This window comes from Stenotrophomonas sp. YJH_SMC_19 (assembly GCF_059367915.1).
Map to the genome: position 1 here is coordinate 19,142 of NZ_JCAFRI010000031.1, position 23,637 is coordinate 42,778.

23 protein-coding genes are annotated in these 23,637 nt (G+C 66.6%); 12 read left to right on the top strand and 11 right to left on the bottom strand.

Features of this window, described 5'->3' with window-relative positions; all coding sequences use genetic code 11:
• Window positions 1-40 precede the first annotated feature (40 nt).
• From hutI to AC5P5R_RS20850, 6 genes are all read left to right on the top strand, one after another.
• Window positions 41-1,264, top strand: a complete 1,224-nt coding sequence (gene hutI / locus AC5P5R_RS20825) for an imidazolonepropionase (protein ID WP_044571424.1) — start codon at window positions 41-43, stop codon at window positions 1,262-1,264.
• The gene (hutH, locus tag AC5P5R_RS20830; RefSeq protein ID WP_012480726.1) at window positions 1,261-2,802 is read left to right on the top strand and encodes a histidine ammonia-lyase; all 1,542 of its coding nucleotides are present in this window, start codon (window positions 1,261-1,263) and stop codon (window positions 2,800-2,802) included. Before hutI ends, hutH begins: the two co-directional genes overlap by 4 nt.
• Window positions 2,799-3,653, top strand: coding sequence for an N-formylglutamate deformylase (gene hutG / locus AC5P5R_RS20835; protein WP_012480727.1), 855 nt, complete (start codon window positions 2,799-2,801; stop codon window positions 3,651-3,653). The genes hutH and hutG overlap by 4 nt, the downstream gene beginning before the upstream one ends.
• Window positions 3,650-5,317: a urocanate hydratase gene (hutU, locus tag AC5P5R_RS20840; protein WP_043034618.1), complete on the top strand. Its 1,668-nt coding sequence runs from the start codon at window positions 3,650-3,652 to the stop codon at window positions 5,315-5,317. The genes hutG and hutU overlap by 4 nt, the downstream gene beginning before the upstream one ends.
• Window positions 5,318-5,466: 149 nt before the next feature.
• Window positions 5,467-6,903 (top strand): serine hydrolase domain-containing protein, encoded by a 1,437-nt coding sequence (locus AC5P5R_RS20845; protein WP_164281723.1) that lies wholly within the window; start codon window positions 5,467-5,469, stop codon window positions 6,901-6,903.
• Between the two features lie 193 nt (window positions 6,904-7,096).
• Entirely contained in the window at window positions 7,097-9,208 is a 2,112-nt protein-coding gene (locus AC5P5R_RS20850; protein WP_100438726.1) for a TonB-dependent receptor family protein, read from the top strand.
• 46 nt (window positions 9,209-9,254) lie between these two features.
• Here the strand turns inward: AC5P5R_RS20850 and AC5P5R_RS20855 are convergent, their stop codons facing one another.
• Genes AC5P5R_RS20855 through AC5P5R_RS20870 form a run of 4 tightly spaced genes read right to left on the bottom strand, consistent with a single transcriptional unit; the run spans window position 9,255 to window position 11,708 of the window.
• Window positions 9,255-9,773, bottom strand: coding sequence for a hypothetical protein (locus tag AC5P5R_RS20855; RefSeq protein WP_043034615.1), 519 nt, complete (start codon window positions 9,771-9,773; stop codon window positions 9,255-9,257).
• Between the two features lie 13 nt (window positions 9,774-9,786).
• Window positions 9,787-10,659 carry a hypothetical protein gene (locus AC5P5R_RS20860; RefSeq protein ID WP_100438727.1) on the bottom strand — a complete coding sequence of 291 codons (873 nt, stop codon included), beginning with the start codon at window positions 10,657-10,659 and terminating at the stop codon, window positions 9,787-9,789.
• The gene (locus AC5P5R_RS20865; protein WP_164281722.1) at window positions 10,659-11,504 is read right to left on the bottom strand and encodes an energy transducer TonB; all 846 of its coding nucleotides are present in this window, start codon (window positions 11,502-11,504) and stop codon (window positions 10,659-10,661) included. The genes AC5P5R_RS20860 and AC5P5R_RS20865 overlap by 1 nt, the downstream gene beginning before the upstream one ends.
• A gap of 51 nt (window positions 11,505-11,555) precedes the next feature.
• Window positions 11,556-11,708: a hypothetical protein gene (locus tag AC5P5R_RS20870; RefSeq protein ID WP_157803281.1), complete on the bottom strand. Its 153-nt coding sequence runs from the start codon at window positions 11,706-11,708 to the stop codon at window positions 11,556-11,558.
• A 275-nt stretch (window positions 11,709-11,983) separates the two neighbouring features.
• Here AC5P5R_RS20870 and AC5P5R_RS20875 point away from each other — a divergent pair, with 275 nt between their 5' ends.
• A complete protein-coding gene (locus tag AC5P5R_RS20875) occupies window positions 11,984-12,295 on the top strand; it encodes a hypothetical protein (RefSeq protein WP_223846431.1) in 312 nt (103 codons plus the stop codon).
• A 34-nt stretch (window positions 12,296-12,329) separates the two neighbouring features.
• Here AC5P5R_RS20875 and AC5P5R_RS20880 read toward each other — a convergent pair whose 3' ends face one another.
• Entirely contained in the window at window positions 12,330-12,905 is a 576-nt protein-coding gene (locus tag AC5P5R_RS20880; RefSeq protein ID WP_065183680.1) for a TetR/AcrR family transcriptional regulator, read from the bottom strand.
• Between the two features lie 69 nt (window positions 12,906-12,974).
• On the opposite strand from AC5P5R_RS20880, the gene AC5P5R_RS20885 reads away from it, so the two are divergent.
• Entirely contained in the window at window positions 12,975-13,520 is a 546-nt protein-coding gene (locus AC5P5R_RS20885) for a thioesterase family protein (RefSeq protein WP_100438730.1), read from the top strand.
• A gap of 6 nt (window positions 13,521-13,526) precedes the next feature.
• On the opposite strand, the gene AC5P5R_RS20890 is transcribed toward AC5P5R_RS20885, so the two are convergent.
• Complete coding sequence (locus tag AC5P5R_RS20890; RefSeq protein WP_100438731.1) at window positions 13,527-14,660, bottom strand: agmatine deiminase family protein; 1,134 nt, start codon at window positions 14,658-14,660, stop codon at window positions 13,527-13,529.
• Window positions 14,661-14,764: 104 nt separating this feature from the next.
• On the opposite strand from AC5P5R_RS20890, the gene AC5P5R_RS20895 reads away from it, so the two are divergent.
• Window positions 14,765-15,649, top strand: coding sequence for a LysR family transcriptional regulator (locus AC5P5R_RS20895; RefSeq protein WP_005413886.1), 885 nt, complete (start codon window positions 14,765-14,767; stop codon window positions 15,647-15,649).
• Here AC5P5R_RS20895 and AC5P5R_RS20900 read toward each other — a convergent pair.
• Both AC5P5R_RS20900 and AC5P5R_RS20905 read right to left on the bottom strand, forming a co-directional pair.
• On the bottom strand, window positions 15,624-16,412 hold the full coding sequence (locus AC5P5R_RS20900; RefSeq protein WP_100438732.1) for an SGNH/GDSL hydrolase family protein: 789 nt from the start codon (window positions 16,410-16,412) through the stop codon (window positions 15,624-15,626). The genes AC5P5R_RS20895 and AC5P5R_RS20900 overlap by 26 nt on opposite strands.
• A 49-nt stretch (window positions 16,413-16,461) precedes the next feature.
• The gene (locus AC5P5R_RS20905; protein WP_049397597.1) at window positions 16,462-17,427 is read right to left on the bottom strand and encodes a DUF2268 domain-containing putative Zn-dependent protease; all 966 of its coding nucleotides are present in this window, start codon (window positions 17,425-17,427) and stop codon (window positions 16,462-16,464) included.
• A 138-nt stretch (window positions 17,428-17,565) separates the two neighbouring features.
• On the opposite strand from AC5P5R_RS20905, the gene AC5P5R_RS20910 reads away from it, so the two are divergent.
• Complete coding sequence (locus tag AC5P5R_RS20910) at window positions 17,566-18,549, top strand: hypothetical protein (protein WP_043034683.1); 984 nt, start codon at window positions 17,566-17,568, stop codon at window positions 18,547-18,549.
• A 10-nt stretch (window positions 18,550-18,559) separates the two neighbouring features.
• Here AC5P5R_RS20910 and AC5P5R_RS20915 read toward each other — a convergent pair whose 3' ends face one another.
• From AC5P5R_RS20915 to AC5P5R_RS20925, 3 genes are all read right to left on the bottom strand, one after another.
• Complete coding sequence (locus tag AC5P5R_RS20915) at window positions 18,560-18,880, bottom strand: hypothetical protein (protein WP_049459701.1); 321 nt, start codon at window positions 18,878-18,880, stop codon at window positions 18,560-18,562.
• Window positions 18,881-19,070: 190 nt separating this feature from the next.
• Window positions 19,071-21,533: a S9 family peptidase gene (locus tag AC5P5R_RS20920; protein ID WP_012480743.1), complete on the bottom strand. Its 2,463-nt coding sequence runs from the start codon at window positions 21,531-21,533 to the stop codon at window positions 19,071-19,073.
• A gap of 167 nt (window positions 21,534-21,700) precedes the next feature.
• Window positions 21,701-22,030, bottom strand: coding sequence for a hypothetical protein (locus AC5P5R_RS20925; RefSeq protein ID WP_005413891.1), 330 nt, complete (start codon window positions 22,028-22,030; stop codon window positions 21,701-21,703).
• 239 nt (window positions 22,031-22,269) lie between these two features.
• On the opposite strand from AC5P5R_RS20925, the gene AC5P5R_RS20930 reads away from it, so the two are divergent.
• Together AC5P5R_RS20930 and AC5P5R_RS20935 are read left to right on the top strand one after the other, a co-directional pair.
• A complete protein-coding gene (locus tag AC5P5R_RS20930; RefSeq protein ID WP_021202746.1) occupies window positions 22,270-23,046 on the top strand; it encodes a HipA family kinase in 777 nt (258 codons plus the stop codon).
• A complete protein-coding gene (locus AC5P5R_RS20935) occupies window positions 23,024-23,425 on the top strand; it encodes a DUF3037 domain-containing protein (protein ID WP_033835287.1) in 402 nt (133 codons plus the stop codon). The genes AC5P5R_RS20930 and AC5P5R_RS20935 overlap by 23 nt, the downstream gene beginning before the upstream one ends.
• Window positions 23,426-23,637 lie beyond the last annotated feature (212 nt).

Below are 23,637 nucleotides of genomic sequence, written 5' to 3' on the forward strand. Positions count from 1 at the left end.
TATTGTATAGACATATAAGCACAGCCGCGTTGTGGATGCCATGCACGTCGATACCCTCTGGTCCAACGTCCACCTGATGACCCTCGATGGCGAGGGGCTGGGTGTCATCCGCGATGGCGTACTGGCCTGCGCTGGCGGCCGCATCGTCCATGTTGGCCCGGCCGGCAGCGACGCCCACCTGCAGCCGACCACCCGCATCGATGGCGAAGGCCGCTGGATCTCGCCCGGCCTGATCGACTGCCACACCCACCTGGTCTACGCCGGCAACCGCGCCAACGAATTCGAGCAGCGCCTGCAGGGCGTCAGCTATGCCGAGATCGCCCGTGCCGGCGGCGGCATCGTCTCCACCGTGCGCGCCACCCGTGCTGCCACCCCGGAACAGCTGGCCAGCGAAAGCCGGCCGCGCCTGCTGGCGATGCGTGCCGAAGGCGTGACCACGATCGAGATCAAGTCCGGCTACGGCCTGACCCTGCCCGACGAACGCAAGCAGCTGCAGGTAGCGCGTGCGCTGGGCGAGGAGTGCCGGGTCAACGTGGTGACCACATTCCTCGGCGCACACGCGATTCCGCCAGGCCGCGAGGCGCAGGAATACACCGACGAGGTGTGCAACGTGATGATTCCGGCCATCGCCGCCGAAGGCCTGGCCGAAGCGGTGGACGTATTCTGCGAGAACATCGCCTTCTCGCCGGCGCAGGCGCGGCAGGTCTTCGAAGCGGCGCGCGCCAACGGGCTGGCGGTGAAGATTCATGCCGAGCAGCTGAGCAACCAGCATGGCGCCGAACTGGCCGCCAGCTTCGGTGCCCTCTCGGCCGACCATATCGAACATCTGGACGATGCCGGCATCGCCGCGATGGCCGCCGCCGGCACCGTCGCCGTGCTGTTGCCCGGTGCCTTCTATTTCACCCGCGATACCACCCTGCCGCCGATCGCTGCGCTGCGTGCGGCCGGCGTGCCGCTGGCGCTGGCCACCGACAGCAATCCGGGCACTTCGCCGCTGACCAGCCCGCTGCTGGCGATGAACATGGGCGCCACCCTGTTCCGCCTGACCGTCGATGAGTGCATCGCCGGCTTCACCCGTGAAGCGGCGCGCGCGCTCGGACGCAGCGATCGCATCGGCCGCCTCGCCGTGGGCCTGGACTGCGACCTGGCGATCTGGGACATCGATGGCCCCGCCGACCTGGTCTATCGCATTGGATTCAACCCGCTGCACGCGCGCGTGGTGCGCGGACAGCCCGACCTGCCTGCCTCCTGGAGCAACACATGAGCAACACCCTGGTTCTTCGCCCCGGCCGTGTCACTCTCGCCCAGTGGCGGCAGGTCTATCGCGGTGCGCCGCTTGCACTGGACCCGGCCGCGCTGCCGGTGGTGCGCGCCAGTGCGGCGGCGGTGGCCGCCATCGTCGCCAAGGGCGCGCCGGTGTATGGCATCAATACCGGCTTCGGCAAGCTGGCCAGCGTGCGCATCGAGCGCGAAGATCTAGCCACCCTGCAGCGGAACATCGTGCTCTCGCATGCCGCTGGCGTGGGCGAGCCGATGCCGGCCAGCGTGGTGCGCCTGATGATGGCGCTGAAGCTGGTCAGCCTGGCGCAGGGGGCTTCGGGCATTCGCGAGGAAACCCTGCTACTGCTGGAAGCGATGCTGGTCAAGGGCGTGCTGCCGGTGGTGCCCGCACAGGGTTCGGTGGGTGCCTCGGGCGATCTGGCGCCGCTCTCGCACCTGGCCAGCGTGATGCTGGGCGTTGGCGAAGCCTTCATCGGTGACGAGCGCCTACCGGCAGCCGACGCACTGGCACGTGCCGGCCTGCAGCCGATCGAACTGGGCGCGAAGGAAGGCCTGGCGCTGCTCAACGGCACCCAGTTCTCCACCGCCTATGCGCTGGCGGGCCTGTTCGAGATCGAGACCGTGTTCCAGGCCGCACTGGTCACCGGCGCGCTGTCGGTGGAAGCTGCCAAGGGTTCCGACACGCCCTTCGACCCGCGCATACACGCGATCCGCGGCCAGCGCGGGCAGATCGCCACCGCCGCCACCCTGCGCGCGCTGATGCAGGGCTCGGACATCCGCGAGTCGCATCGCGACAACGACGTACGCGTGCAGGACCCGTACTGCCTGCGCTGCCAGCCGCAGGTGATGGGCGCGGCCCTGGACATCCTGCGCCAGGCCGCGACCACGCTGGAAATTGAAGCCAACGGCGTGTCCGACAATCCGCTGGTGTTCACCGACACCGGCGAAGCGCTGTCCGGTGGCAACTTCCACGCCGAGCCGGTGGCCTTCGCCGCCGACATGCTGGCGATGGCGGTGTGCGAGATCGGTTCGATCAGCGAGCGCCGCCTGGCGATGCTGGTGGACCCGGCCCTGTCCGGCCTGCCGGCGTTCCTGACCCCGCGCCCGGGCCTGAATTCCGGCTTCATGATTCCGCAGGTGACCGCCGCCGCGCTGGTCTCGGAAAACAAGCAGCGCGCCTACCCGGCCAGCGTTGATTCGATTCCGACCTCGGCCAACCAGGAAGACCATGTGTCGATGGCCGCGCATGGCGCGCGCCGGCTGATGCAGATGGCCGAGAACGCCGCCAACGTGATCGGCATCGAGCTGCTGGCCGCCGCGCAGGGCTGTGATTTCCATGCGCCGCTGCGCTCCAGCGCCGCGCTGGAAACGGTGCGCGCCACCCTGCGTGCGCAGGTGCCGACGCTCGAAGAAGACCGCTATTTCCACCCCGACATGGTGACCGCCACGAATCTTGTGCGCAGTGGCGCGCTGGCGCAGGGCCTGGGCGATCTGTTGCCGACTGTGGAACCGCAGGCATGACGACCCTTCCTGAATGGTTGACGGTGCACGAGGGCGATGCCCCCCTCATCGTCAGCTTCCCGCATACCGGCAGCGAGCTGCCGCACGACCTGATCGGCGACTACCACTCGCCGTGGCTGGCCCGCCGCGATGCCGACTGGTGGGTGCACGAGCTGTACGACTTCGTGCGCGGCATGGGCGCGACCACGGTGCGCTCGGCGATCTCGCGTTCGGTGATCGACCTCAACCGCGATCCCAGCGGCGTGTCGCTGTACCCGGGCCAGAACACCACCGGCCTGTGTCCGCTGACCACCTTCGACAACCAGCCGCTGTACCACGCCGGGCGCGAACCGGACGAAGCAGAAATCGCCCGTCGTCGCGACACGTATTTCCTGCCTTACCACGATGCGCTGGCTTCGCAGATCACGCGCCTGCGTGCACGCCACGGCACCGTGGTGGTGTACGACGCGCACTCGATCCGCTCGCATATCCCGCACCTGTTCGAGGGCGAACTGCCGCAGTTCAACCTGGGGACTGCCGGTCCGTCCGGCGCACCGGACACCTCCTGCGACAACGCCCTGAGCGACGTGGTGGAAAACCTGCTGAAGATCAGCGGCATGAGCCAGGTGCGCAACGGCCGCTTCAAGGGCGGCTGGATCACCCGCCACTACAGCAACATCGCCGGCGGCGTGCACAGCCTGCAGATGGAACTGGCCTGCCGCGGCTACATGCACGAACCCCTGCCGGACCAGGTGGACGAACACAGCTGGCCCACCCCGCTCGACCCCGACCACGCCGCACCACTGCGCCACACCCTGGCGCAGGTGCTCAACGCCTGCCTTGAATTCGCTACGAACCGGAGCGCCGCATGACCCGCAACGACCCGTCCCGCACCATCGCCGCGCCGACCGGCACCACGCTCAATGCCAAGAGCTGGCTGACCGAAGCACCGCTGCGCATGCTGATGAACAACCTGCACCCGGACGTGGCCGAGCGCCCGCAGGAACTGGTGGTGTATGGCGGCATCGGCCGCGCCGCACGCGACTGGGAAAGCTTCGACGCCATCGTCGAAACGCTCAAGCGCCTGGACGATGACCAGACCCTGCTGGTGCAATCGGGCAAGCCGGTGGGCGTGTTCCGCACCCACGCCGATGCACCGCGCGTGCTGATCGCCAATTCCAACCTGGTGCCGCGCTGGGCCAACTGGGACCACTTCAACGAGCTGGATAAGAAGGGCCTGGCCATGTACGGCCAGATGACCGCCGGCAGCTGGATCTACATCGGTGCGCAGGGCATCGTGCAGGGCACCTACGAGACCTTCGTGGAAATGGGGCGCCAGCATTTCGGCGGCGACCTGACCGGGAAGTGGCTGTTCACCGGTGGCCTCGGCGGCATGGGTGGTGCACAGCCGCTGGCTGCCGTGATGGCCGGTGCCTCCTGCCTGGCCGTCGAGTGCCGCAAGAGCAGCATCGACATGCGCCTGCGCACCGGCTACCTCGACACCTGGACCGACAATCTGGACGAAGCGCTGCGCCTGATCGATGAATCGTGCAAGGCCGGTACGCCGAAGTCGGTGGGCCTGCTCGGCAACGTTGCCGATGTGCTGGCCGAACTGCTCAAGCGCGGCGTGAAGCCGGACCTGCTGACCGACCAGACCTCCGCGCACGACCCGGTGAACGGCTACCTGCCGCAGGGCTGGACGGTCGAACAGTGGGATGAGAAGCGCGCTTCCGCCCCCAAGGAAGTGGAGAAGGCCGCGCGTGCATCGATGGCCAACCACATCCGCGCCATGCTCGGCTTCCATGCGCTGGGCGTACCGACCGTGGACTACGGCAACAACCTGCGGCAGATGGCGCTGGAAGAAGGCGTGGCCAATGCGTTCGATTTCCCGGGTTTCGTGCCGGCCTACATCCGCCCGTTGTTCTGCCGCGGCATCGGCCCGTTCCGTTGGGCGGCACTGAGTGGCGACCCGGAAGACATCGCCAAGACCGATGCCAAGGTGAAGGAACTGATTCCGGACAACCCGCACCTGCACCGCTGGCTGGACATGGCCGCCGAGAAGATCAAGTTCCAGGGCCTGCCGGCGCGCATCTGCTGGGTCGGCCTGGGTGATCGTGATCGACTTGGCCTGGCGTTCAACGAGATGGTCGCCAACGGCGAACTGAAGGCGCCGGTGGTGATCGGTCGCGACCACCTGGACAGTGGCAGCGTCGCCTCGCCGAACCGCGAAACCGAAGCGATGGCCGACGGCTCCGATGCGGTGTCCGACTGGCCGCTGCTGAACGCCCTGCTCAACACCGCCAGCGGCGCGACCTGGGTGTCGCTGCATCACGGTGGTGGCGTCGGCATGGGCTTCTCGCAGCACGCCGGCATGGTGATCGTCTGCGACGGCACCGAGGCAGCGGCCAAGCGGATTGGCCGCGTGCTGTGGAACGACCCGGCCACCGGCGTGATGCGCCATGCCGATGCGGGGTACGACATCGCGATCGACTGCGCGAAGGAAAAGGGGCTGGATCTGCCAGGGATTCTCGGCTGATCGCAGGGGTGCCGGCCAGCGGCCGGCACTACCGGAAACGTGTGGTAGTGCCGGCCGCTGGCCGGCTCTCCCTGATGCGGGAATCGGTGCCCTTGACCCGCTCTTCCGACGTGACCAACATGCGCCATCACCGCTGATGGATCACCGCGATGTACCGCACCCTGGCCGTTGCATTGCTCTGCACGCTGTTTGCGATCCCACCCGTTTCGGCGCTTGAAACTGCCGGCGATCTTTCCAAGCAGCTCAGCACCCAGCTGCAGACCAACCGCGAACGCTACGGCATCGCCGGCCAGGCGATACTGGTCGCCCACAACGGTCAGGTGCTGTACCAGGGCGCCAGCGGTGAACGTGATCCCGCTACCCATGCGCCCGCCACCGTCGAGACCATCTTCGCCGCGCAGTCGATGGCCAAGCTGCTGACCAGCACGCTGGTGATGCAGTTGGTCGACCAGGGCAAGGTGGATCTGGATGCACCGGCCAGCCGCTATGTGCCGGACCTGCCTGCAGCATGGCAGGCGATCCACGTGCGCGATTTCCTCAACCACAGCTCGGGTATCGGCGAGTACTACGATCGTGTCGACAACCGTTGGGTCAGCAAGGGCTACCCCGGTGTAGCCCCTGACCTTGGCGCTGCACTGAAGGTAGCCGGCGCGACACCGATGCAGTTCGCCACCGGCAGCCGCGTACAGTACATCCAGGCCAACTACCTGGTGCTGACCGCCTTGCTGGAAGCGCATTACCGCAAGCCCTACCCAGCCATCGCGCGCGAACGCATCCTGCAGCCATTGAAGATGGCCAGCACGTCATGGGCCATCGCCAGCGTGCCAGCCACGCGCGCGGCGGTGCCTTACATCGGCAAGGACGGCCAGCTGCAGCCGGCCAATGAAGATGCCTGGCCGGATTACGGCTGGGGCCATGCCGATCTGCAGACCAGCGTGGGCGACATGAACCGTTTCCTGCAGGCGCTGGCGAGCGGAAAGCTGGTGCGCACGGCGACCCTGGAAAAGCTCTGGCAGCCGCAGAAACTGAGCGGTGGCGGTAGCAATTTCTTCTCCACCGGTTGGGACACCACCCGAAGCGACGGCTACACCCAGGTCGGCCACGATGGTGGCACCCGTGTACGTGCGCGATTGGCCTACAAGGGCACGCTGGCCAGCGGCTACTGGGTGTTCGTGTACCTGACCAACGGCAGCGCCCGCAATGTCTGGTCCAGCACGCTGGTGGAGAGCATGATGGGGGTGGCCGCGCCCGGGGAGTTTCCGCATGCGGTGTTGTCCGAGCGGTTGATCGGCTATGCGCGGGATGACAGCACCGATGCGAAACCGCAGATGCGTAGCTGGCTGCGCGACAGCAATGGCGTTCCCACAGGTGAACTGGAACGTGCGATCAACGGTGATGGCTATGCCATCCGCGAGAGTCTGGGTGCCAGCAAGGCGCTGAAAGTGTTCGCGCTCAACGCCGAGTTGTATCCGGATTCGGCCAACGCGTGGGACAGCCTGGCCGAGTGCCATGCGGCATTGGGCGATAGGGAAGCGGCTGATCGGCTGTACGCGAAGGCCAAGGCGCTGGCGAAGCCCTCGCCCTAAACCCTGCTGCAGAGCCGAGCCCATGCTCGGCTGCTCTTCGTTGCGATCTCAGGAGACCCCCGCTGCGCGCGATAGCCGAGCATGGACTCGGCTCTACATGGATGTTGCGGGCGGCCATACGCCGCCGGTGGGTGACGTGACGCCGCCGAACTGTTAACTTGCGCGCCACTTTTGTGGTTTACAGCATTCCCGCATGTCGCTCTCGTCGTACCGCCCCACCCCCTCGCTGCTGTTCCTGGCCGTTTCCCTCGGCCTCTCTTCCACCGCCGCTGCGGCCCCACAGGCCACCACGCTGGATGCCGTGCAGGTCACCGCTGCCGCCGATGCCAGCGCGCAGGCGCGCGAGGCGCTGAAGCGCGTTCCCGGCGCCAGCAACCTGATCGACGTGGCCAAGGCCGACAGCCGACTGTCCACCAGCGCCGATGTGCTGGCCTACCAACCGGGCATCAGCGCGCAGTCGCCGGGCAATGAGGGCACCAAGATCTCGATCCGTGGCTCGGGCATCAACCGTGGCCCGGGCGCGCACGCCTCGGGCATTGCGGTGTCGATCGACGGCCTGCCACTGACCGGCCCGGGCGGCACGCCCTACGAGCTGCTGGAACCGCTGTGGCTGTCGCGCGTGGAAGTCCTGCGCGGCGCCAACGGCTTCGAGCGCGGTGCGTTGGCGCTGGGTGGTGCCATCGACTACGTCAGCCGTAGCGGTCGTGATTCGGCGGGTGTGCAGCTGCACTACGAAGCCGGCAGGCGTGGCTACCAGAAGCGCGGCATCAGCTGGGGCGGCGTCAGTGGTGATGTCGACTACTTCCTGGCCTACACCGATACCGAGTTCGACGGTTACCAGCGTCATGCGCGCGGCGACGGCAAGGGTGCGATGGCCAACATCGGCTGGCAGATCACGCCCGACCTGCAGACGCGCTTCTTCGTGCGCTATCGCGAAACCAATCATGAAACGCCCGGCCGCCTGACCCGCGACCAGATCCGCAACGATCCGCGTGCCGCGAATGCGGCCAACCTGGCCATCGATGCGCGTCGCCCGCAGCCGGGCAGCACCTGGGTGGGCAACGTCACCACGCTGCAGATCGATGAGGACTCCTCGTTCCAGGCCGGGCTGGTCTATCACAAGTACCCGATGGACTTGAACGAGAGCCTGTACCGGCAGCAGCTGGACTACGCCAACCTCAACGCCACGCTGGACTACCGCCGCCGCCACCGGCTGTTCGGCCTGGACAGCGAGACCACGGTCGGCCTGCGCGTCACCCACGATCTGGACGCCGATGTGCGCGAGTCGCTGCGCTTTGCCAGCAACGGCTATGCCGCGGGTACGCGCACGCGTGACTTCCGGCACCACGGCACCGACAGCACGCTGCACGTCAGCAATACCCTCACCTTCAATGACCGCCTGCGCATGCAGACCGGGCTGGCGCTGATCAAAACCCGCCGCGATGTGCAGGTGACCTGGCCGAGCAGCGGTGGCCGCCTGCGCGACCACGACTGGGACTATGCGCCGCGACTGGGCTTCACCTGGCAGCACAGCGCCCAGACCCAGTGGTTCGGCAACCTCAGCCGCTCGGTGGAGGCGCCGCACCCCTGGTCGATGATCTGGGGCTCGAACCAGTACTTCGGGCCGGGCAATGGCCCGTCTACCGGCCGCCAGCGCGCGCCGGTGCCGATGCAGAACCAGACCGCCACCACGCTGGAACTGGGTGCGCGCGGTGACGCGGCGCTGGGTCGCTGGGAACTGACCGGCTACTACGCGCACGTAAACCACGAACTGCTCAGCGTCGAACTGCAACCGGTGCCGAACCTGTTCATCGCCGAGAACAACGCCAGCCCCACCGTTCACCGCGGCATCGAGGCCGGATTGGACAGCACGCTGTGGCAGGCTGCACCGGGCCGCCTGTCGCTGCGCCAGGCGTATACCTTCAGCGATTTCCGCTATCGCCACGACGCGCGTTTCGGCAGCAACCGCCTGCCCGGCCTGCCGCGCCACGCCTACCAGGCCGAGCTGCGCTTCGATCATGCATCCGGCCTGTACGCCGCGCTCAATACCGAATACGCCTCGCGCATCGCCGTGGACTACGCCAACAGCTACTGGGCTGACAGCCATGTGATCTTCGGCAGCCGCATCGGCTACGACGCACCCGGTGGCCGCTGGCAGGCCTGGGCGGAGATGCGCAACCTCGGCAACCGCCACTACGCCGCCACGGTCACGCCGGGCTACGACGACGCCGGCAAGGATGTCGCGCGCTCGACCCCGGGCGATGGGCGTGGCGTCTATGCGGGCGTGCGCTGGCGCTTTGACTGATGACCGCAGGCGGCGCCGGGTGTGATCCGGCGCCGTCGTTCCAGGATCAGCCGATACGCCAGGCCGGCAGGCGCTCGCTGCGCTTCCAGATGGAAGGCGCGAAACCAATCAACGCCAGCGCCGCCAGCCACTTCGGTGAGGTGTTGAGCAGTGTCGAGGTAAGCGAACCATCGACAGGGGCGGCCATTTCCTGCCACGGGTTGTAGCCCAGGTAGACGACGCTGCCAGCCCACCACAGCAATGCCACACCGACACCCACCAGCAACAGAGCCAGCGTGCGGCAGGTCCAGCGCTGCGAGGTGGTGCCCCACTCGCGGGACGCCGCTACCAGCAGGCCCACCACCAGCAGCGACACCAGTGCAACCAGCCCGATATCGACCTTGTGCCCGATACGCTCGTAGGTGCAGGCGCGGCATCGCGCCTCTTCCGCGGCAGTGGCGGCTTCGGCGCCATCGGCCTCCCCGGCTGCGGGCTGCGCCAGTGCCGCAAACGGCATCAATACTGCCAGCAGCGTCACCATGATCCAACGAAACAACGTCCTGTTCCTGCGTGCAGCGACATCCATGCGCTCTTCCTCGTCAGTGGTTGTACGTCCAGGGCCGCAGTATGCGGCCGTCCCATACGCCGCCCAGACCCCGTTCCGGGGGTTCGGCCATCCAGCGTTCTTGTTCCCGATGCAGCACGACAAGCTCCCGGTAGACGAAATCGTCGGAACACGAATCCCAGGCGACCGCAATCATAGCCCACTGCCCATCGACGCTGAAAACAGGCCGGGTCAGATAGGCGACGTGGTCGTATGTCCGAGTCGGCCCATGCACCGTTGCCCCGCACCCTTGCTCCCGCAGCGCTCGAAGCCCCGCGCCGTCCATCCGCTGCGCACCGGCCAATGCGGCCGCAGGCACTGGCGTGGACCGGCGATTGACGGGAACCAGGTCCGCCTGCAGCTGCAACCGCAGCGCATGGATGTCCGGCGGCCACCGGTCGTCCAGCGGCAGGACCAGGTCGTCCACCTCCTGGCAGATGGAGGCACTGCTGCCCGGCCAGCAATAGGGCAAGGTCTGCTCCATCACGTAGATGTCCTCCCCCACCGGGTCGGTCAACTGCGGCTGTTCCTGCGGGCGCCATTGATCAACGCGCGTGGACGGTGTCTGCGGTGCGCTGGGCACCTCGCTCAGCGACGATGGCAGAACTGGCGTTGGCTGCGGCACTGGCGGGGGTGGAGGGGGGAATGGGGGGCTCTGCCGGATCGCCAGCGCCATCGCCTCCGCCTGCATCTGCGCTGTTCCCAGGTTGATCGGTAGCCGACCGATCTCCTGCTGCCACCTCGGGCGCAGGCTGCAGATCCCGGCCATGAGCGCCAAGGCCGACAGCGCCGCCGCCAGCGATGCAATGCGTCGCCAGGCGATCCGTTGTTGGCAGTCACGGTTTGGCTTGAACGAGGTATCTGTCATCACGACTCCGGCAACGCGGGCCACAGGCCCTGTCCAAAGCTCATATGGCGGACAGGCTCCACTCGAACACGCTCCCAGCCGCCCTTCCTGCGATGCAGAAGGTAGAGGACACGCATCGCCGTTCCTCCACTGCACAGATCCGAGGCGACCGATGCCATTGCCCAGTTCCCATCCAGGCTGAACACAGGACGCTGCAGATAGACAACGCCCAGATCCGGATGGCCCGGGCCACCCGTGCATCCCTCGATACCGCGCGCGCGCCGTTGCTGAAGCTCGTCCCACGTCATCCGTTGCGCCCGCACGTGTGCAAGCTCGAACGCGAGACCGGGTACCCGTGAAGCCCGGCGGTTCGCAACCTGCAGCATCGACTCCAGATGCTGCTGCAGTTGAAAGGACGCCGCACTGTCATCATCGCGCCACTCGACGACGCTGTGACGAACCTGGCAGACCGGGGCGGGATATCCTTCACCGCAGGAAGGCGCAGTCCATTCCATCACAGCGAATGGAATGTCGGGCTCCCAGCCGCGCGGCTCGAAGTGTGCTGGCGCGACGTCTTCCAACCGCACCGCTGCGGTCGCGAACCCACTGTTACCGGCCAGCATCGGGGAGGAGACTCCCTTCATTGGAGTCGGTGGAACCGGCGGCTTTCCTGGCGGTGTCGGTCGCAGGTCGATGAGCTCTGCCATCACTTCGGCCTGCATCCGTGCCGTTCCCAGATTGATCGGCGGCGGTCCGACTTCCCGCCGCCACTGCGGGCGCACGCTGGCCAGCAGCGCTACGACCGCAACCATCGATAGAACGACCGTTGTGGCCAGGACGCGTTTCCGTGCAATGCGCTGTCGCATGAAGATCCTGGAAAAAGTGAAGCACAGACGAAATCGCCCGGAATTGCAGTACTACCCGGCCAGCACTACCGCAATCGGGTAGCGCAGCGGCATTGCATCGACAGCGGCCGCCAACTGCAGACCCGAGGCATGGAAAACGGTGGCGCCGGTCAACGCGACGATCATGGCCACCGCGTGCGCGGCCAGCCGCACGCACGACTTCACTGCCGCGGCTCCTGGGCAACTTCAATGCACTGATGGAAAAATGGCGCGAGTTCTTCATGCCGCCGCCAGCGGGCGCGTGGCATTGCGGCCAGGGACCTCAGAAACCTGATACTGCATGCGGACATCCTTGCCGGGCACGCGTAGGCGGTGGTGGACGGATTCTAGCGCGATGGGGCCGTGGGTCCATCACCCACAGTCCGCACTGGCGCCGGCCTTGTACCCGCGCGCCGGCGGCTGGATTATGATTTTCCACCAGAAGAGCTATGCGCCACGGCATGCACGCCTCCCAGTTCACCCGCGCCACCGCGCTCGTGATGTTCGTTCCAATGATTGGCCTCGCCGGTTGGGGTTCGTGGTTTGGTAGCCGCTGCTTCAGCGATGGCTGCCTCGGCGTCCTGGTGGCATGGCTTGCCGCCGTGGCCACCTTTGCGGTGCAGGCGTTGCTGGTGCTCCCGACGCATGCCTGGGCCCTCAAGCGGCAGGGATGCCCCGCCTCCCGCAGCTACCTGCGTTGGCTTGGCGCGTCGGCCATCGCTGCCTTCCTGCCCATCGCGCTCGGCTGGGGCTACCTGATGATCTTCCGATGACCTGCTGCGCGTCTTCCGCACACGTATAGCCGGATCAAGGAGGCGCGGCCGCCTTCAGCAACTGCGCGGCCACCTGGTCGAACGGGGCGATGTCCTGCAGTGCGCGGCACATCGCCACGGCGCCTTCCACGCTGGCGATCACCAGGCTGGCCAGTCCATCCGCCGCCGCAGGTTCGTGGCCGTCGGCAATGAAGGCTGCGGCCAGATGCCCCTGCCAGCGCACGAACACCTCTGCGGCGGCCACGCGCGGTTGGCTGGTAACCGCCTCGACCGGCTCTTCGACGGCAGCGGCCAGCACCGGACAACCCGCGCGGAACCCGGAGCGCAGCAGGCGCTCGCGCCACATCGCCAGAAACTGCTGCAGGCCCTGCACGGCCCCGCCCTTCAACAACTCAACGAGGAGCGCCTCCACCTTGTCACCAGCCATGTGGGTGGCGCGCGCCAGCAGCTCCTGCTTGCCGCCGGGAAAGTGGTGATAGGTGGAGCCCAGCGGCGCCTCGGCCAGCTTGGTCACCTCACGGATGCTGGTGGCATTGAGACCCACGCGCGCCAGCATCTGTGCCGCAGCATCAATCACGCGTTGTGGCGCATCAGAGGGACGCGGGCTCACGACAAGCTCCTTGCCAGGACAGTCGTCATAGATTAGCGTACCGGCGATTCTATAACAGTCGTCATAACCATGAATCTCTGGTTCCGCCTGCTCCACCTGCTGCTGTGCAGCCTGTTCCGGCCGAAGGTGGAGGCGCCGTTCGGGGTCTCGCGGCTGCAGTTCCGGGTACTGCCCAACGATCTGGACAGCAACCTGCACATGACCAACGGCCGCTACTGGAACATCTTCGATCTGGGCCGGCTGGACCTGATCCTGCGCATGGGCCTGGGCCGGGTGGCGCTGCGCGAGAAGTGGGCACCGATCGTCGGCGCCGGCACCATCCAGTTCCGCCGCGAACTGAAGCCGTTCCAGCGCTTCACCCTGGAAACACGCCTGGTCGGCTGGATCGGCTCGCGCGGCATCATGGAGCAGCGCGTGCTGATCGGGCCCGAGCAGAAGATCGCCACCCGTGCGCTGCTGGTCACCGGCATCTACGACCGTCGCGCGCGCCAGTTCCTGGGCATGCCGAAGATGATGGAAGCGATCGGCGTGGTTGCCCCGCCGTCGCCGCCGCTCAGTGCAGCCGCCGAGGCGCTGCTGGCGGCCGATGCGGCGTTGAAGCAGGACGACGCCTGAGGCACCTCAGCCTACCTTCGGCATGTTCTTGGTCACGCAATGGATGCCGCCACCGCCACCGGCGATCGCATCGATGTCCACCTGTTCGATCACACGACCGGGATACATGTCTTCCAGTAGTTCACGGCAGTAGCCATCGGCTGCGTCGTCACCGAACTGCGGCGCGACCACCGCGCCGTTGATCGGCAGGTAGTTGATGTAGCCCATCGCCAGATCATCGTTGTCGCGGGTATGCACGTTGTCGCGCCCGTCCAGCGGCGGCGGCAGCGTGTGCACCTGCAGACGACGGCCATCGGCATCGGTGGCGCCGCGCAGAATCTCCAGGTGCTCGCGGGTCAGATCGTAGTCGTAGGACTCCGGATCGTCGTCCAGATTGGCGATCACCACGCCCGGACGCACGAAGCGCGCATAGAAATCCACGTGTGCGTCAGTGATGTCCTCGCCGGCGATGCCGGGCAGCCAGATCACCTTGCGCAGGCCGAGGTGGTGCATCAGCTCGGCCTCGATATCCGCGCGCGACCAGCCGGGATTGCGATTGCGGTTCACCCAGCAGCTTTCGGTGAGGATGGCCGTGCCATGGCCATCGACTTCGATGCCGCCACCCTCGCCCACCAGATCGCTTTCCAGCAGCGTGGCACCGGTCACCTGCGCCAGCCACGGCGCCACCGCACCATCGTTCCGTGCGCTCTGCTTGCCGCCCCAGCCGTTGAAGTTGAAATCAACCAGGCCCAGCCCGCCCTTGCCATCGGTGACGAAACAACCGCCGTAGTCGCGCACCCAGATGTCATCCAGCGGCACCTCGAGGAACTCGATGTTGTCGCGGCCGCAGCGATCCTGCGCCAGCTTCCGCTGCGCCGGGCGGCACAGCACGCTGACCGGCTGGTGGCGGGCGATGGTGCGGGCCAGCCGGGCCACAGCGGTGTTCACCGCATCGGCCTGCGCGCCCCAGACCCGAGGCTGCGCGGCGAAGGCCAGGAAAACGCGCTCCTGCGGGCCGTGCTCGTCCGGCATGCGCCAGACGCCCGCTGCTGGCCCCGCTGCGGATACGCGCGCGGGCAGCCCCGCCAGGCCGAGGGCGGCCAGGCCGCCAAGGCCAGCGGCGCCCGCCAGCTGGGTGAGGAAGTGACGACGGCTGCTCATGACGGGCTCCAGGGCCGGTGTGGGATGGACCTATGCTGCGCTTGCGTATCGATAAGCACAAACGATAGATTCAGCCACCAATTGAACAGTTTTACTTATCTGAAATGCTGAAGCATTGGCCACCGCTGAACGCGCTGCGTGGTTTCGAGGCCGCCGCCCGCCTGGGTAGTTTCCACAGGGCGGCCGAGGAACTGCATCTGACCCAGTCGGCCATCAGCCAGCAGATCCGGGGCCTGGAAGCCTCGCTGCAGCAGCCGTTGTTCTTCCGGCAGGGCCGCAGCGTCACCCTCACCGACGCCGGCATCGACCTGCTGGAAACCACCCAGTCCCTGCTGCGGCAGCTGGCCAGCGGCATCCGCCGGCTCGATCAGTACCGCAAGCCGAATCAACTGATCGTCAACACCAGTCCAGCCTTTGCCCGGCATTGGCTGGTGCCGCGCCTGGCCAGCTTCCACCGCCTGCATCCCGACGCCGACCTGTGGCTGCTGACCAGCGAGGAGGCACCGGATATGACCACGCAGACGCTGGACGTGGCGGTACGCGATGACCTCGACTCACAGGCGCAGTGCCAGCATCGCGTGCTGCTGCAGGATCGCCTCTTTCCGGCCTGCCATCCGGCCCTGCTCGCCACGCCGGTGCACGAACGCCTCACCCTGCATGGCGAGCGCGAAATGGACTGGAGCCAGTGGCAGGTACAGGGGGGCGCCGATGTCGGCCAGCGCCGCGAAGGCATGAACTTCTCCGAACCCGGGCAGCTGCTGGATGCTGCCTGCCAAGGGCTGGGTATCGCCCTGGTCAGCGAGCTGCTGGCGGCACGCGCCTGCGATCAGGGGCTGCTGCAGCCGCTGGATGAGGCACGCGTGCGCGGCCCGCGCTGGAGCTGGCTGGTGCATGAGGACAGCGCGGCCGATCCGCTGGTGATCAGTTTCTGTGAGTGGTTGCTGGCGAGTCTGCCCGCAGAAGCTACTTCTGCTGCAGCGCGCGCTTGACCGCCGCCTCGGCCAACGGCGCCATCACCGCATAGCCCTTCGCCGTGGGATGCACGCCATCCTCGGCCAGCTGCGCATCGAGTCCTCCGGCGGCATTGGCCATCGGCGTGTAGTAGTCCAGATAGACCACCTGCTTCGCATCGGCATAGCGCTTCAACGCCGTGTTCAATGCACGCACCTTGGGCGCTGGCGTTGTTCCCGGCAACCAGGGGTAATCGCTGACCGGCAGCACCGATGCCAGCACCACGGCGATGCCATGTGCACGCGCCAGGTCCACCATCGCGTGCAGGTTGTCCTCGATCATCGCCTGCGTGGACGGGCCGGTGTTGCCGGCAATGTCGTTGGTGCCGGCCAGGATCACCACCACCTGTGGCTTCAGTGCCAGCACGTCCTGCGGGAAGCGCACCAGCATCTGCGCCGTGGTCTGGCCGCTGATGCCGCGGTTGAGCCAGCCCTTGCCGGGGAAGAATCCAGCGCTGCCTTCCGCACCCCAGCCTTCGGTGATCGAGTCGCCGAAGAACACCACGCGCGGCTGGCCCGGCACGGCCGCAGGCAGTCGCGCGTTGGCATCACGATAGCGCTGCAACTCCGGAAAATCGGCCAGGCGCTGCTGCATGAAACGAACCTCGTCGGGGCGCAACTGGTCGATGGGCGTCTGCAGCAGCGGATTGACTGCGACGACTTCGGCGGCACCCAGCGGAGAAGCCAACGCGAGGCCCAACGTCACGACGGTTGCAGCGGCAAGCTCAACAGGTCCACGCATGCGGGTACTCCTGAAATCATCTTGCGCAGTCTAACGCCCTGCCCTGTGCTCAGCGTGCAGCCGTACGCGCCGCTACACCCGTGACTTTCGCCGGCATCCACATGCCCGGCGTCCAGCCGCTGGCGGCGAGGATCGTTTTCGGGTTGTCCTGCTGGATCAGCGCACGCACCGCATCACGCTTGTCCTTGGCCTGCAGGTAATAGGCCTTGGCGATGCGGTAACCCACCCAGTACCCCAGGTCGTAGGGTTCCTGCGAGCCCGGCTTGTAGTTGTACAGCCACGGCGACAGATCGGTGCTGTCCAGATCCAGCGCGAACGCGCTTTCGATATGCACTTCCCGGCCACGGGTCCAGGCCGCGTGACGCCCATTGCCGACGTTGCCGGAAATCAGCTCGGTGATGAATTCGGCGATGCCCTCGCCCAGCGAAACACGCAGCACTGTCGCGCGCGGGTCACCCGGCTCGAAGTCGATCAGGCCGGTCTGCTGGATGTGCACGTATTCGTGTGCGATCACATGCACGAAGCGATCCTGCACATTGGCATTCATGAAGTCGGCCGCGCACAGCGCTTCCAGACCAATGATCACGCCGCTTTTAGAGGTCAGCCCGACCGGCCGGCCGCGGCCCACCGCGATGGTCACCGGCGGGAACCGGGTCTGCGGGTAGATCGCCTGCAGGTTGGAAAACACCTGCGTCAGGCGTTGCTTCACCGCGGGCAGTTCGGCCAGGCAGTTTCGTCCCTGTGCATACAGCTCGGGCTGGCTGGCGATGGACTCGGCAATGCCTTCGGGAGTGACCCGGCGCGCCTTGGCCAGTTCGGCCAGGCCGGCCGAACCCTCGGCCAGGTATCCACGCAGCTGCGCAACGCTGGGCTTGCCGCCAGCGCTGTCATAAAGTGCATAGAAACGGCTGACATCCTCGGTGAGGATCTGCGGCCCTGCCGGTACCGCTGCGGTGGCCACGCCTACCGCCCCGGCATAGGCCAGGGCCAACAGGCCGCGCAGGATCATGAACATCGCTCCGTCCTTGGTGGAGTGCATGCGAAGCGCGCAATCTATCACTCCGCCCGGCCCACTGCAGCAGGCGGATGCGGGCGCACCGGCGCTGTGCCAGACTCGCTTCGGCACCTGCCATGGAAGATGGAGCACCGCACGATGATGATCGTTCCCGCGTATTGGGCCGAAGCCCGCCTGCAGGCCCGTTTCCGTGGCCGGCCGGTGGTCGTGCGCCGCTTCGGCTGGTCCGACGAAGGCCCTGCCGAGGCGCAGGTGCACGCCGATCGCCGCGCCAACGAAGCCCTCAATGCCATCCTCGCCGGGCAGGCGCTTCCTCGACGCGAAGTGCGCAGCAACTACGGCGTGGAGGGTGTGCCGATCCGCGAGCAGATCGTGCAGCGCGACGGCGACGTCATCATTACACGCAACAGCTACGGTGCGCTGTGCCTGAACACCCCGGACGTGCTGTTCGCCGACATCGATCATGCGCAGCCACCTGCCGGTTGCGTGATGCCTGCAATCATCGCCGCAGTGCTGCTGTTCGCTGGCGCCGTCATCGGCACTCTGATCTGGCACTGGCTGGTGGGACTGGTGCTGGGGGTGGCAGCGGTGCTGCTGGTCAACACGGCGATGCTGATGCAGCGCAAGCGGCGCCTGGCCGCGGCCGGTGGCGCCGAAGGCGTAGCCCTGCAGCGGGTCGCGGCCTTCAGCGAACAGCATCCGGACTGGCATCTGCGTACGTACCGCACGCCGGCTGGATTGCGCGTGCTGGCCATGCACGCCACGTTCCTGCCCGAAGACGAGCAGCTTCAGGCGTTCTTCAGAACGCTGGGCGCCGACACCCTGTACGCGCGCATGTGCCGGCTGCAGCACTGCTTCCGTGCGCGCCTGACACCAAAGCCGTGGCGCGTTGGCCTGAGGTACCGCATCCGTCCGCCGGTGGCCGCGTGGTCAGCCGAGCAGGCCAACAACCCGGATCGCCTGGCCTGGATTGCCGAGTACGAAAAGAAGAGTGCCGGCTTCGCCGCGTGCGCCTACCTGCGCAGTTTCGGTGATACCACGCGCATCCATGCCAAGGCCGAGCACGTGCGCGAACTGCACGACCGGTTGGCGCATGCGCAGGACCGCCTGCCGTTGGCGTGAGCTCGGGTGCTCAATCAGCGCTCTGCACGAACGGCTGCCCTGCCAGGGTAGTGCCCAGCCGCACCGCAATCTGCTGTTCACCCTTCTCGAAGGTCGCCGCGCACTGCTTCCCGCCCTTCTGGCACCCCACTTCCGGAAAGCCCTCCAGCGATTCCGGCGCGCCCTGCGCCGGCTTCACCTGCCATCCCGCAGCATCCAGCAGGCGCTTGGCCTTGGCGTAGGGCATGCCGGCGATGATCCCCAGCTGCGCCAGCTCGGTGGGCAGCGACTGGGCATGGGCGTTTGAAACCAGGACCAACGACAACGTTGCAGCAAGAACGATGGCTTTCATTGCACCGACCCGGGACGAACTCACAGGGCCAGCCTAGCCCATCTGCGTGGCACGCGAATGTGCCGGTAACACGTCGTTACCGAGTCTCCACAGTTGATTGCAGAGCACGTGCGGCTGGTTACAGCCGAGCGTGGGCTCGGCGCTACAGCAGGATGCAGGAAGGCCACCCGGAGGTGGCCTTCCTGTTCCTTCACTTGGCGTTCTTCACGTAGGTGTCGAACCAGTTCAGCATTTCCGACACCAGCTGCTCGTTCGACTCCAGCGCGGTGTACCAGTGCGGTTCGTTCGGCAGCATCACCAGGCGGGTGGTGCCGCCGTTGCCACGAATGGCCTGGTACAGCTTGCGCGACTGGAACGGCTCGGTGCCCGGGTTGGCGTCGTCCTCGCCGTGGACCAGCAGCAGCGGCAGCTTGATCTTGTCGGCATAGAAGAACGGCGAGGCCTTCAGGTACACGTCCTGCGCCTGCCAGACCGAGCGGCGTTCGTTCTGGAAGCCGAACGGGGTGAAGGTCTTGTTGTACGAACCACTGGTCGCCACGCCGGCCTTGAACAGCTTGGTGTGCGCGATCAGGTTGGCGGTCATCAGGCCACCGTGGCTGTGACCGGTCACGCCGATGCGGTTGCGGTCGACCACGCCCATGTCCACGGCCTTGTCCACCGCCGCCTTGGCGTCGGCTTCCAGCTGCTCCAGATAAGTGTCGTACGCGTTCTTCGGGTCCCCGACGATCGGGAACGAGGCGTTGTCGATGATCGCGTAGCCGGCCAGCAGCATCAGGCGGTACGGCTGCAGACGGGTGAAGGTCTGCTGCGAACCGGACACCTGGCCGGCCTGCGCGGCATTGGCGAAATCGGCCGGGTACGCATACAGGATCGCCGGCACGCGCTGGCCTTCCTTGTAGCCCGGCGGCGTGTACAGGGTGAACGACAGGTCCACGCCGTCGGCACGCTTGTAGGTCACCAGCTGCTTCTTGATCTGGCGCACCTCCGGGGTCGGGTCGACCAGCTTGGTCAGCGCGGTCGCGGTGGACGCGAACTGCGCCTCGCCGGTCTTCGCATCAGCCACTGCCTCACCCTGCTGGCGGATGAAGGCGTTCGGAGGATCGATCACCGACTGGTGCCAGGTCAGGTAGCGCCCCGGCGTGCTGCTGAAACCGAGGAACTGTTCGTAGGCGTCGGCACTGCTGCGGAACAGGCGCTCGCTCTTCAGGGTGCCCAGGTCCAGGCGGTCCAGGAACGGACGGTCGCCCTGCGGCGACGCGCCACGGCCGCTGAGGAACACATGGTTGCCCTCACGGCGCACCACCTGCGCGCCATTCGGCAAGCGGGTAAAGACCAGGTTGCCGGGGTTGCCATACAGCTCGTCGCTGGACATGTCCCACAGCAGGCGGCCTTCCTTCTTCGGCTGGTCCACATCGACGATGCGGGTCTGCATCCAGTGGCGGTTCTCGTCGTTCTCGTACTGGAACGCCACGGCCGGATCGGCGGTCCACGCGAAGCCCTCAAATCGCTGCGCGGTACGGGTGATTTCGGTCGGCTTGCCGTTGAACGGGGCCTTCAGCATCAGCACGCGGTCGCGGTGCGGCACGTTGACCTTCCAGTCGCCCTTGTCCAGTGCCTCGGCATAGACCAGGGTGGCCGGATCGGTGGCACGCCAGTCGAAGCCACGCGGGCCTTCCGGCACGCCATGCACCGGTACGCGGTCGGCCAGCGGCAGGCTGGCAATCGGCGTGGATTTGCCGCTGGCGATGTCCAGCACGGCCACGTCGTTGGCGAAGCGCTGGTAGGTCACCGCATGCGAGTACGGCGCCTTGATCGATTCGGTCAGCACGTGCACGCCATCGGGTGCGGCGCTGACTTCGTTGAACAGCGCCGGCTGCCCGACCGGACGCACGCTGTTGGCGGCGGTATCGACCACGGCCAGCTGCGAGGCACCGTAATAAGCGAACAGCTTCTCGTCATGCACGCTGGTCAGCGTGTCGCGGGCTTCGTAGGTGCTGCTCTCGCCACTGCTGCCCAGCGACTCCTGTGCATCCGGGCCGGTCGGTACGCCGCCGTTGGAAGGTGCCGGGCCCTGGTTGGCCGGTACGAGTTTCACCAGCAGGTTCTGGCTGCCGCCCAGCCACTGCACGGTGTAGCCGAAGATCGGGTTCAGCTGCACATTCGGCACCTGCTTCACCTGCCCGGTGGCCGCATCGCCCACCCACAGCTGCACGCTGGTATCAACCGCATTCTGGAAGGCGAAATGGCTGCCATCGGCCGACCACAGCGCGCCGGTGGCGCAGCCCTGCGGCAGGTTGACCTTGGTTTCCTTGCCGCTGCCGATGTCGACCAGGGTGAAGTCGGCCACGCAGGCCGGAATGCCGTAGCCACCGGGCGTGTCATGGCGGCTGCGGTTCTTCGGCTCCAGGCGCACGCCGGCCAGCTTCAGGTACGGCTGGGCGACGCGGCTGATCGACGGGTAGGTTTGCGCGGTGGTCAGCAGCAGGCGCTGGCCGCCCGGGGCCACGTTCGGCGCCGGCGGCGGCGGTGCCTTCAACACCTTGAGCAGGTGTTCCGGCGGCTTCGCGTAATCGGCAAGCGCCGGGCCAGCGGCCAGCAGGCCGACGGTGGCAACGGCAACCGCCGCTGCCAGAGAGGTTCGACGGATGAGCATCCTTATCCCCTGAGGTGTGAATGGGCGCCCGGAATCGGGCATGGACCCGAATCTAGCACCGCAGGGGTTGTCGTGAATGGGCCGGAAGGACTAGTGGCCGGATGGGGCAAAGTGCGGCTCCGGGAGGTGCCGGGGCACTGCCGGCACCTGCCAGGCATGGCCTGGCACTACTGCTGCGCGTGCAGGTCCCAGGTGGCCAGGTAGTCGGGGTCGACCACGATCATGCCGCTGGTGCGCATGCGGTACTCGCCGGGTTCGGCTGGTTGGTACTGGTCCAGCATCGGTGGCAGGTAGCGCTCGTGGCCATCATTCTCGTCGGCCAGCACCACGCCCTCGTCGGCGCTGATGCGCAACACCGTGCCGGCGTACTGCTCCAGCCCCTTTACCTGACCGTCGCCGCCATAGCGGGTAACCCCGACCAGTACGACCTTGCCGATCATTTCTTCCGCCTTGGCATCGTCCAAGGTCGGCAGAATGGGAGTGAATTCGTCGCTCATCGGTGCACCTCCGTAGCCTGCAGGACATCGTGGATGAGGTTTCCGCTTCGCAGTGCGCGTCGCTGGCAGCCGAGCAGGTACCCAGCCTGGAGCCTCTGCATCGAGAGTGCCAGTACGCCCATGAACCCAAGGGTTCCTGTAGCAGGATGCTGCCATCGCAGGCGGAAGGGACAGGTGAAGGCCGAAATCGGTCCTCGCCGGTCAGAGGGTTGCGCCTGCACCCACGCTAGAATGCACGCATGCGCACCGTACATGCCCTCCGCTACATCACGCCCTTGCGGGAAGGTGGCTCCCTGCCGGCCGTGGTCGAGACCGACGACGACGGCATGGCCGTGCTGAAGTTCCGTGGCGCCGGCCAGGGCCCGAAAGCGTTGATCGCCGAGCTGATCGCCGGCGAGATGGCACGCACGCTGGGCCTGCCGATTCCGGAAATCCTGTTCGTCGAGCTGGACCGCGAGTTCGCCCGCACCGAGCCCGACCCGGAAATCCAGGAGCTGATCCGCGCCAGCGAAGGCCTGAACCTGGGCCTGGACTACCTGCCCGGTGCGATCAATTACGATCCGGCGGCAATGCCGGTGGATGCCGACCTGGCCTCGCGCATCGTCTGGTTCGATGCGTTCACCAGCAATGTCGATCGCACCACGCGCAACCCGAACCTGATGGTGTGGCATCGAAAGCTGTACCTGATCGATCACGGTGCGGCCATGTACTTCCATCACGACTGGGCCAACGCCGGCGATGCCTGCGAAAAGCCGTTCGTGTTGATCCGCGACCATGTGCTGCTGTCGTTCGCCAGTCGCATCGCCGAGGTGGATGCCGAGCTGGCCGCGCGCCTGACCGATGCCGAGATCGAACGCATCGTCGGCCTGGTGCCGGACAGCTGGCTGGTCAACGAGCCGGCGTTCGACAGCCCCCAAGCCTACCGCCAGGGTTACATCGATTATCTCAAGCACCGCCTGAAAGTGCGTGCGGTGTTCGTGCAGGAGGCCATCCGTGCCCACGCTGCACACGTATGACTATGCGGTCATCCGCGTGGTACCGCGGGTGGAACGCGAGGAGTTCATCAACGTCGGGGTGATCGTCTCCTGCCCTGGCGCGCGCCATCTGGAAGCGGCCATCGAGATCGATCCTGCGCGCCTGCAGGCCTTCGCGCCGGCGCTGGACCAGGAGGCGCTACAACCGTGGCTGGATGCGATCGTGGCCATCTGCCGCGGTGACGCCAGCGCCGGACCCATCGCGCAGCTGCCCGCGCGTGCCCGCTTCCACTTCCTCACCGCCAAGCGCAGCTCGATCGTGCAGATGTCGAGCACGCATGTGGGCCGCACGGCGGACCCTGCGGGTGTGGTGGAACACTTGATGACGAAGATGGTGCGGGTGCCGGCACCTAACGCGTAGCGGCGACTGGTAGAGTCGACTGTTAGTCGATTAACGCACGCAGTGCGGGCTCTTCGGCGGCATTGATTAAGGCAGTCGACTAACTGTGATCTCTCTGTACGTTGTTCATCCGGGACATCTTTGGAAAATGGTGGTTACCACACCTCTCCAGACCCCAAAGAGCCCGGATGAACCACCATAAAAATGCCCGTTTGACCGTCCATAGTCGAGCA

Bases quoted from the DNA above. Each gene is read 5' to 3' on its own strand.
- AC5P5R_RS20890 (WP_100438731.1), bottom strand. From the start codon at position 14,660: ATGAGCAGCCGTCGTCACTTCCTCACCCAGCTGGCGGGCGCCGCTGGC.
- AC5P5R_RS20905 (WP_049397597.1), bottom strand. From the start codon at position 17,427: ATGTTCATGATCCTGCGCGGCCTGTTGGCCCTGGCCTATGCCGGGGCG.
- AC5P5R_RS20900 (WP_100438732.1), bottom strand. From the start codon at position 16,412: ATGCGTGGACCTGTTGAGCTTGCCGCTGCAACCGTCGTGACGTTGGGC.
- AC5P5R_RS20895 (WP_005413886.1), top strand. From the start codon at position 14,765: ATGCTGAAGCATTGGCCACCGCTGAACGCGCTGCGTGGTTTCGAGGCC.
- AC5P5R_RS20910 (WP_043034683.1), top strand. From the start codon at position 17,566: ATGATGATCGTTCCCGCGTATTGGGCCGAAGCCCGCCTGCAGGCCCGT.
- hutG (WP_012480727.1), top strand. From the start codon at position 2,799: ATGACGACCCTTCCTGAATGGTTGACGGTGCACGAGGGCGATGCCCCC.
- AC5P5R_RS20885 (WP_100438730.1), top strand. From the start codon at position 12,975: ATGAATCTCTGGTTCCGCCTGCTCCACCTGCTGCTGTGCAGCCTGTTC.
- AC5P5R_RS20855 (WP_043034615.1), bottom strand. From the start codon at position 9,773: ATGGATGTCGCTGCACGCAGGAACAGGACGTTGTTTCGTTGGATCATG.
- AC5P5R_RS20920 (WP_012480743.1), bottom strand. From the start codon at position 21,533: ATGCTCATCCGTCGAACCTCTCTGGCAGCGGCGGTTGCCGTTGCCACC.
- hutU (WP_043034618.1), top strand. From the start codon at position 3,650: ATGACCCGCAACGACCCGTCCCGCACCATCGCCGCGCCGACCGGCACC.
- hutH (WP_012480726.1), top strand. From the start codon at position 1,261: ATGAGCAACACCCTGGTTCTTCGCCCCGGCCGTGTCACTCTCGCCCAG.
- AC5P5R_RS20860 (WP_100438727.1), bottom strand. From the start codon at position 10,659: ATGACAGATACCTCGTTCAAGCCAAACCGTGACTGCCAACAACGGATC.
- AC5P5R_RS20925 (WP_005413891.1), bottom strand. From the start codon at position 22,030: ATGAGCGACGAATTCACTCCCATTCTGCCGACCTTGGACGATGCCAAG.
- AC5P5R_RS20865 (WP_164281722.1), bottom strand. From the start codon at position 11,504: ATGCGACAGCGCATTGCACGGAAACGCGTCCTGGCCACAACGGTCGTT.
- hutI (WP_044571424.1), top strand. From the start codon at position 41: ATGCACGTCGATACCCTCTGGTCCAACGTCCACCTGATGACCCTCGAT.
- AC5P5R_RS20845 (WP_164281723.1), top strand. From the start codon at position 5,467: ATGTACCGCACCCTGGCCGTTGCATTGCTCTGCACGCTGTTTGCGATC.
- AC5P5R_RS20930 (WP_021202746.1), top strand. From the start codon at position 22,270: ATGCGCACCGTACATGCCCTCCGCTACATCACGCCCTTGCGGGAAGGT.
- AC5P5R_RS20915 (WP_049459701.1), bottom strand. From the start codon at position 18,880: ATGAAAGCCATCGTTCTTGCTGCAACGTTGTCGTTGGTCCTGGTTTCA.
- AC5P5R_RS20875 (WP_223846431.1), top strand. From the start codon at position 11,984: ATGCACGCCTCCCAGTTCACCCGCGCCACCGCGCTCGTGATGTTCGTT.
- AC5P5R_RS20850 (WP_100438726.1), top strand. From the start codon at position 7,097: ATGTCGCTCTCGTCGTACCGCCCCACCCCCTCGCTGCTGTTCCTGGCC.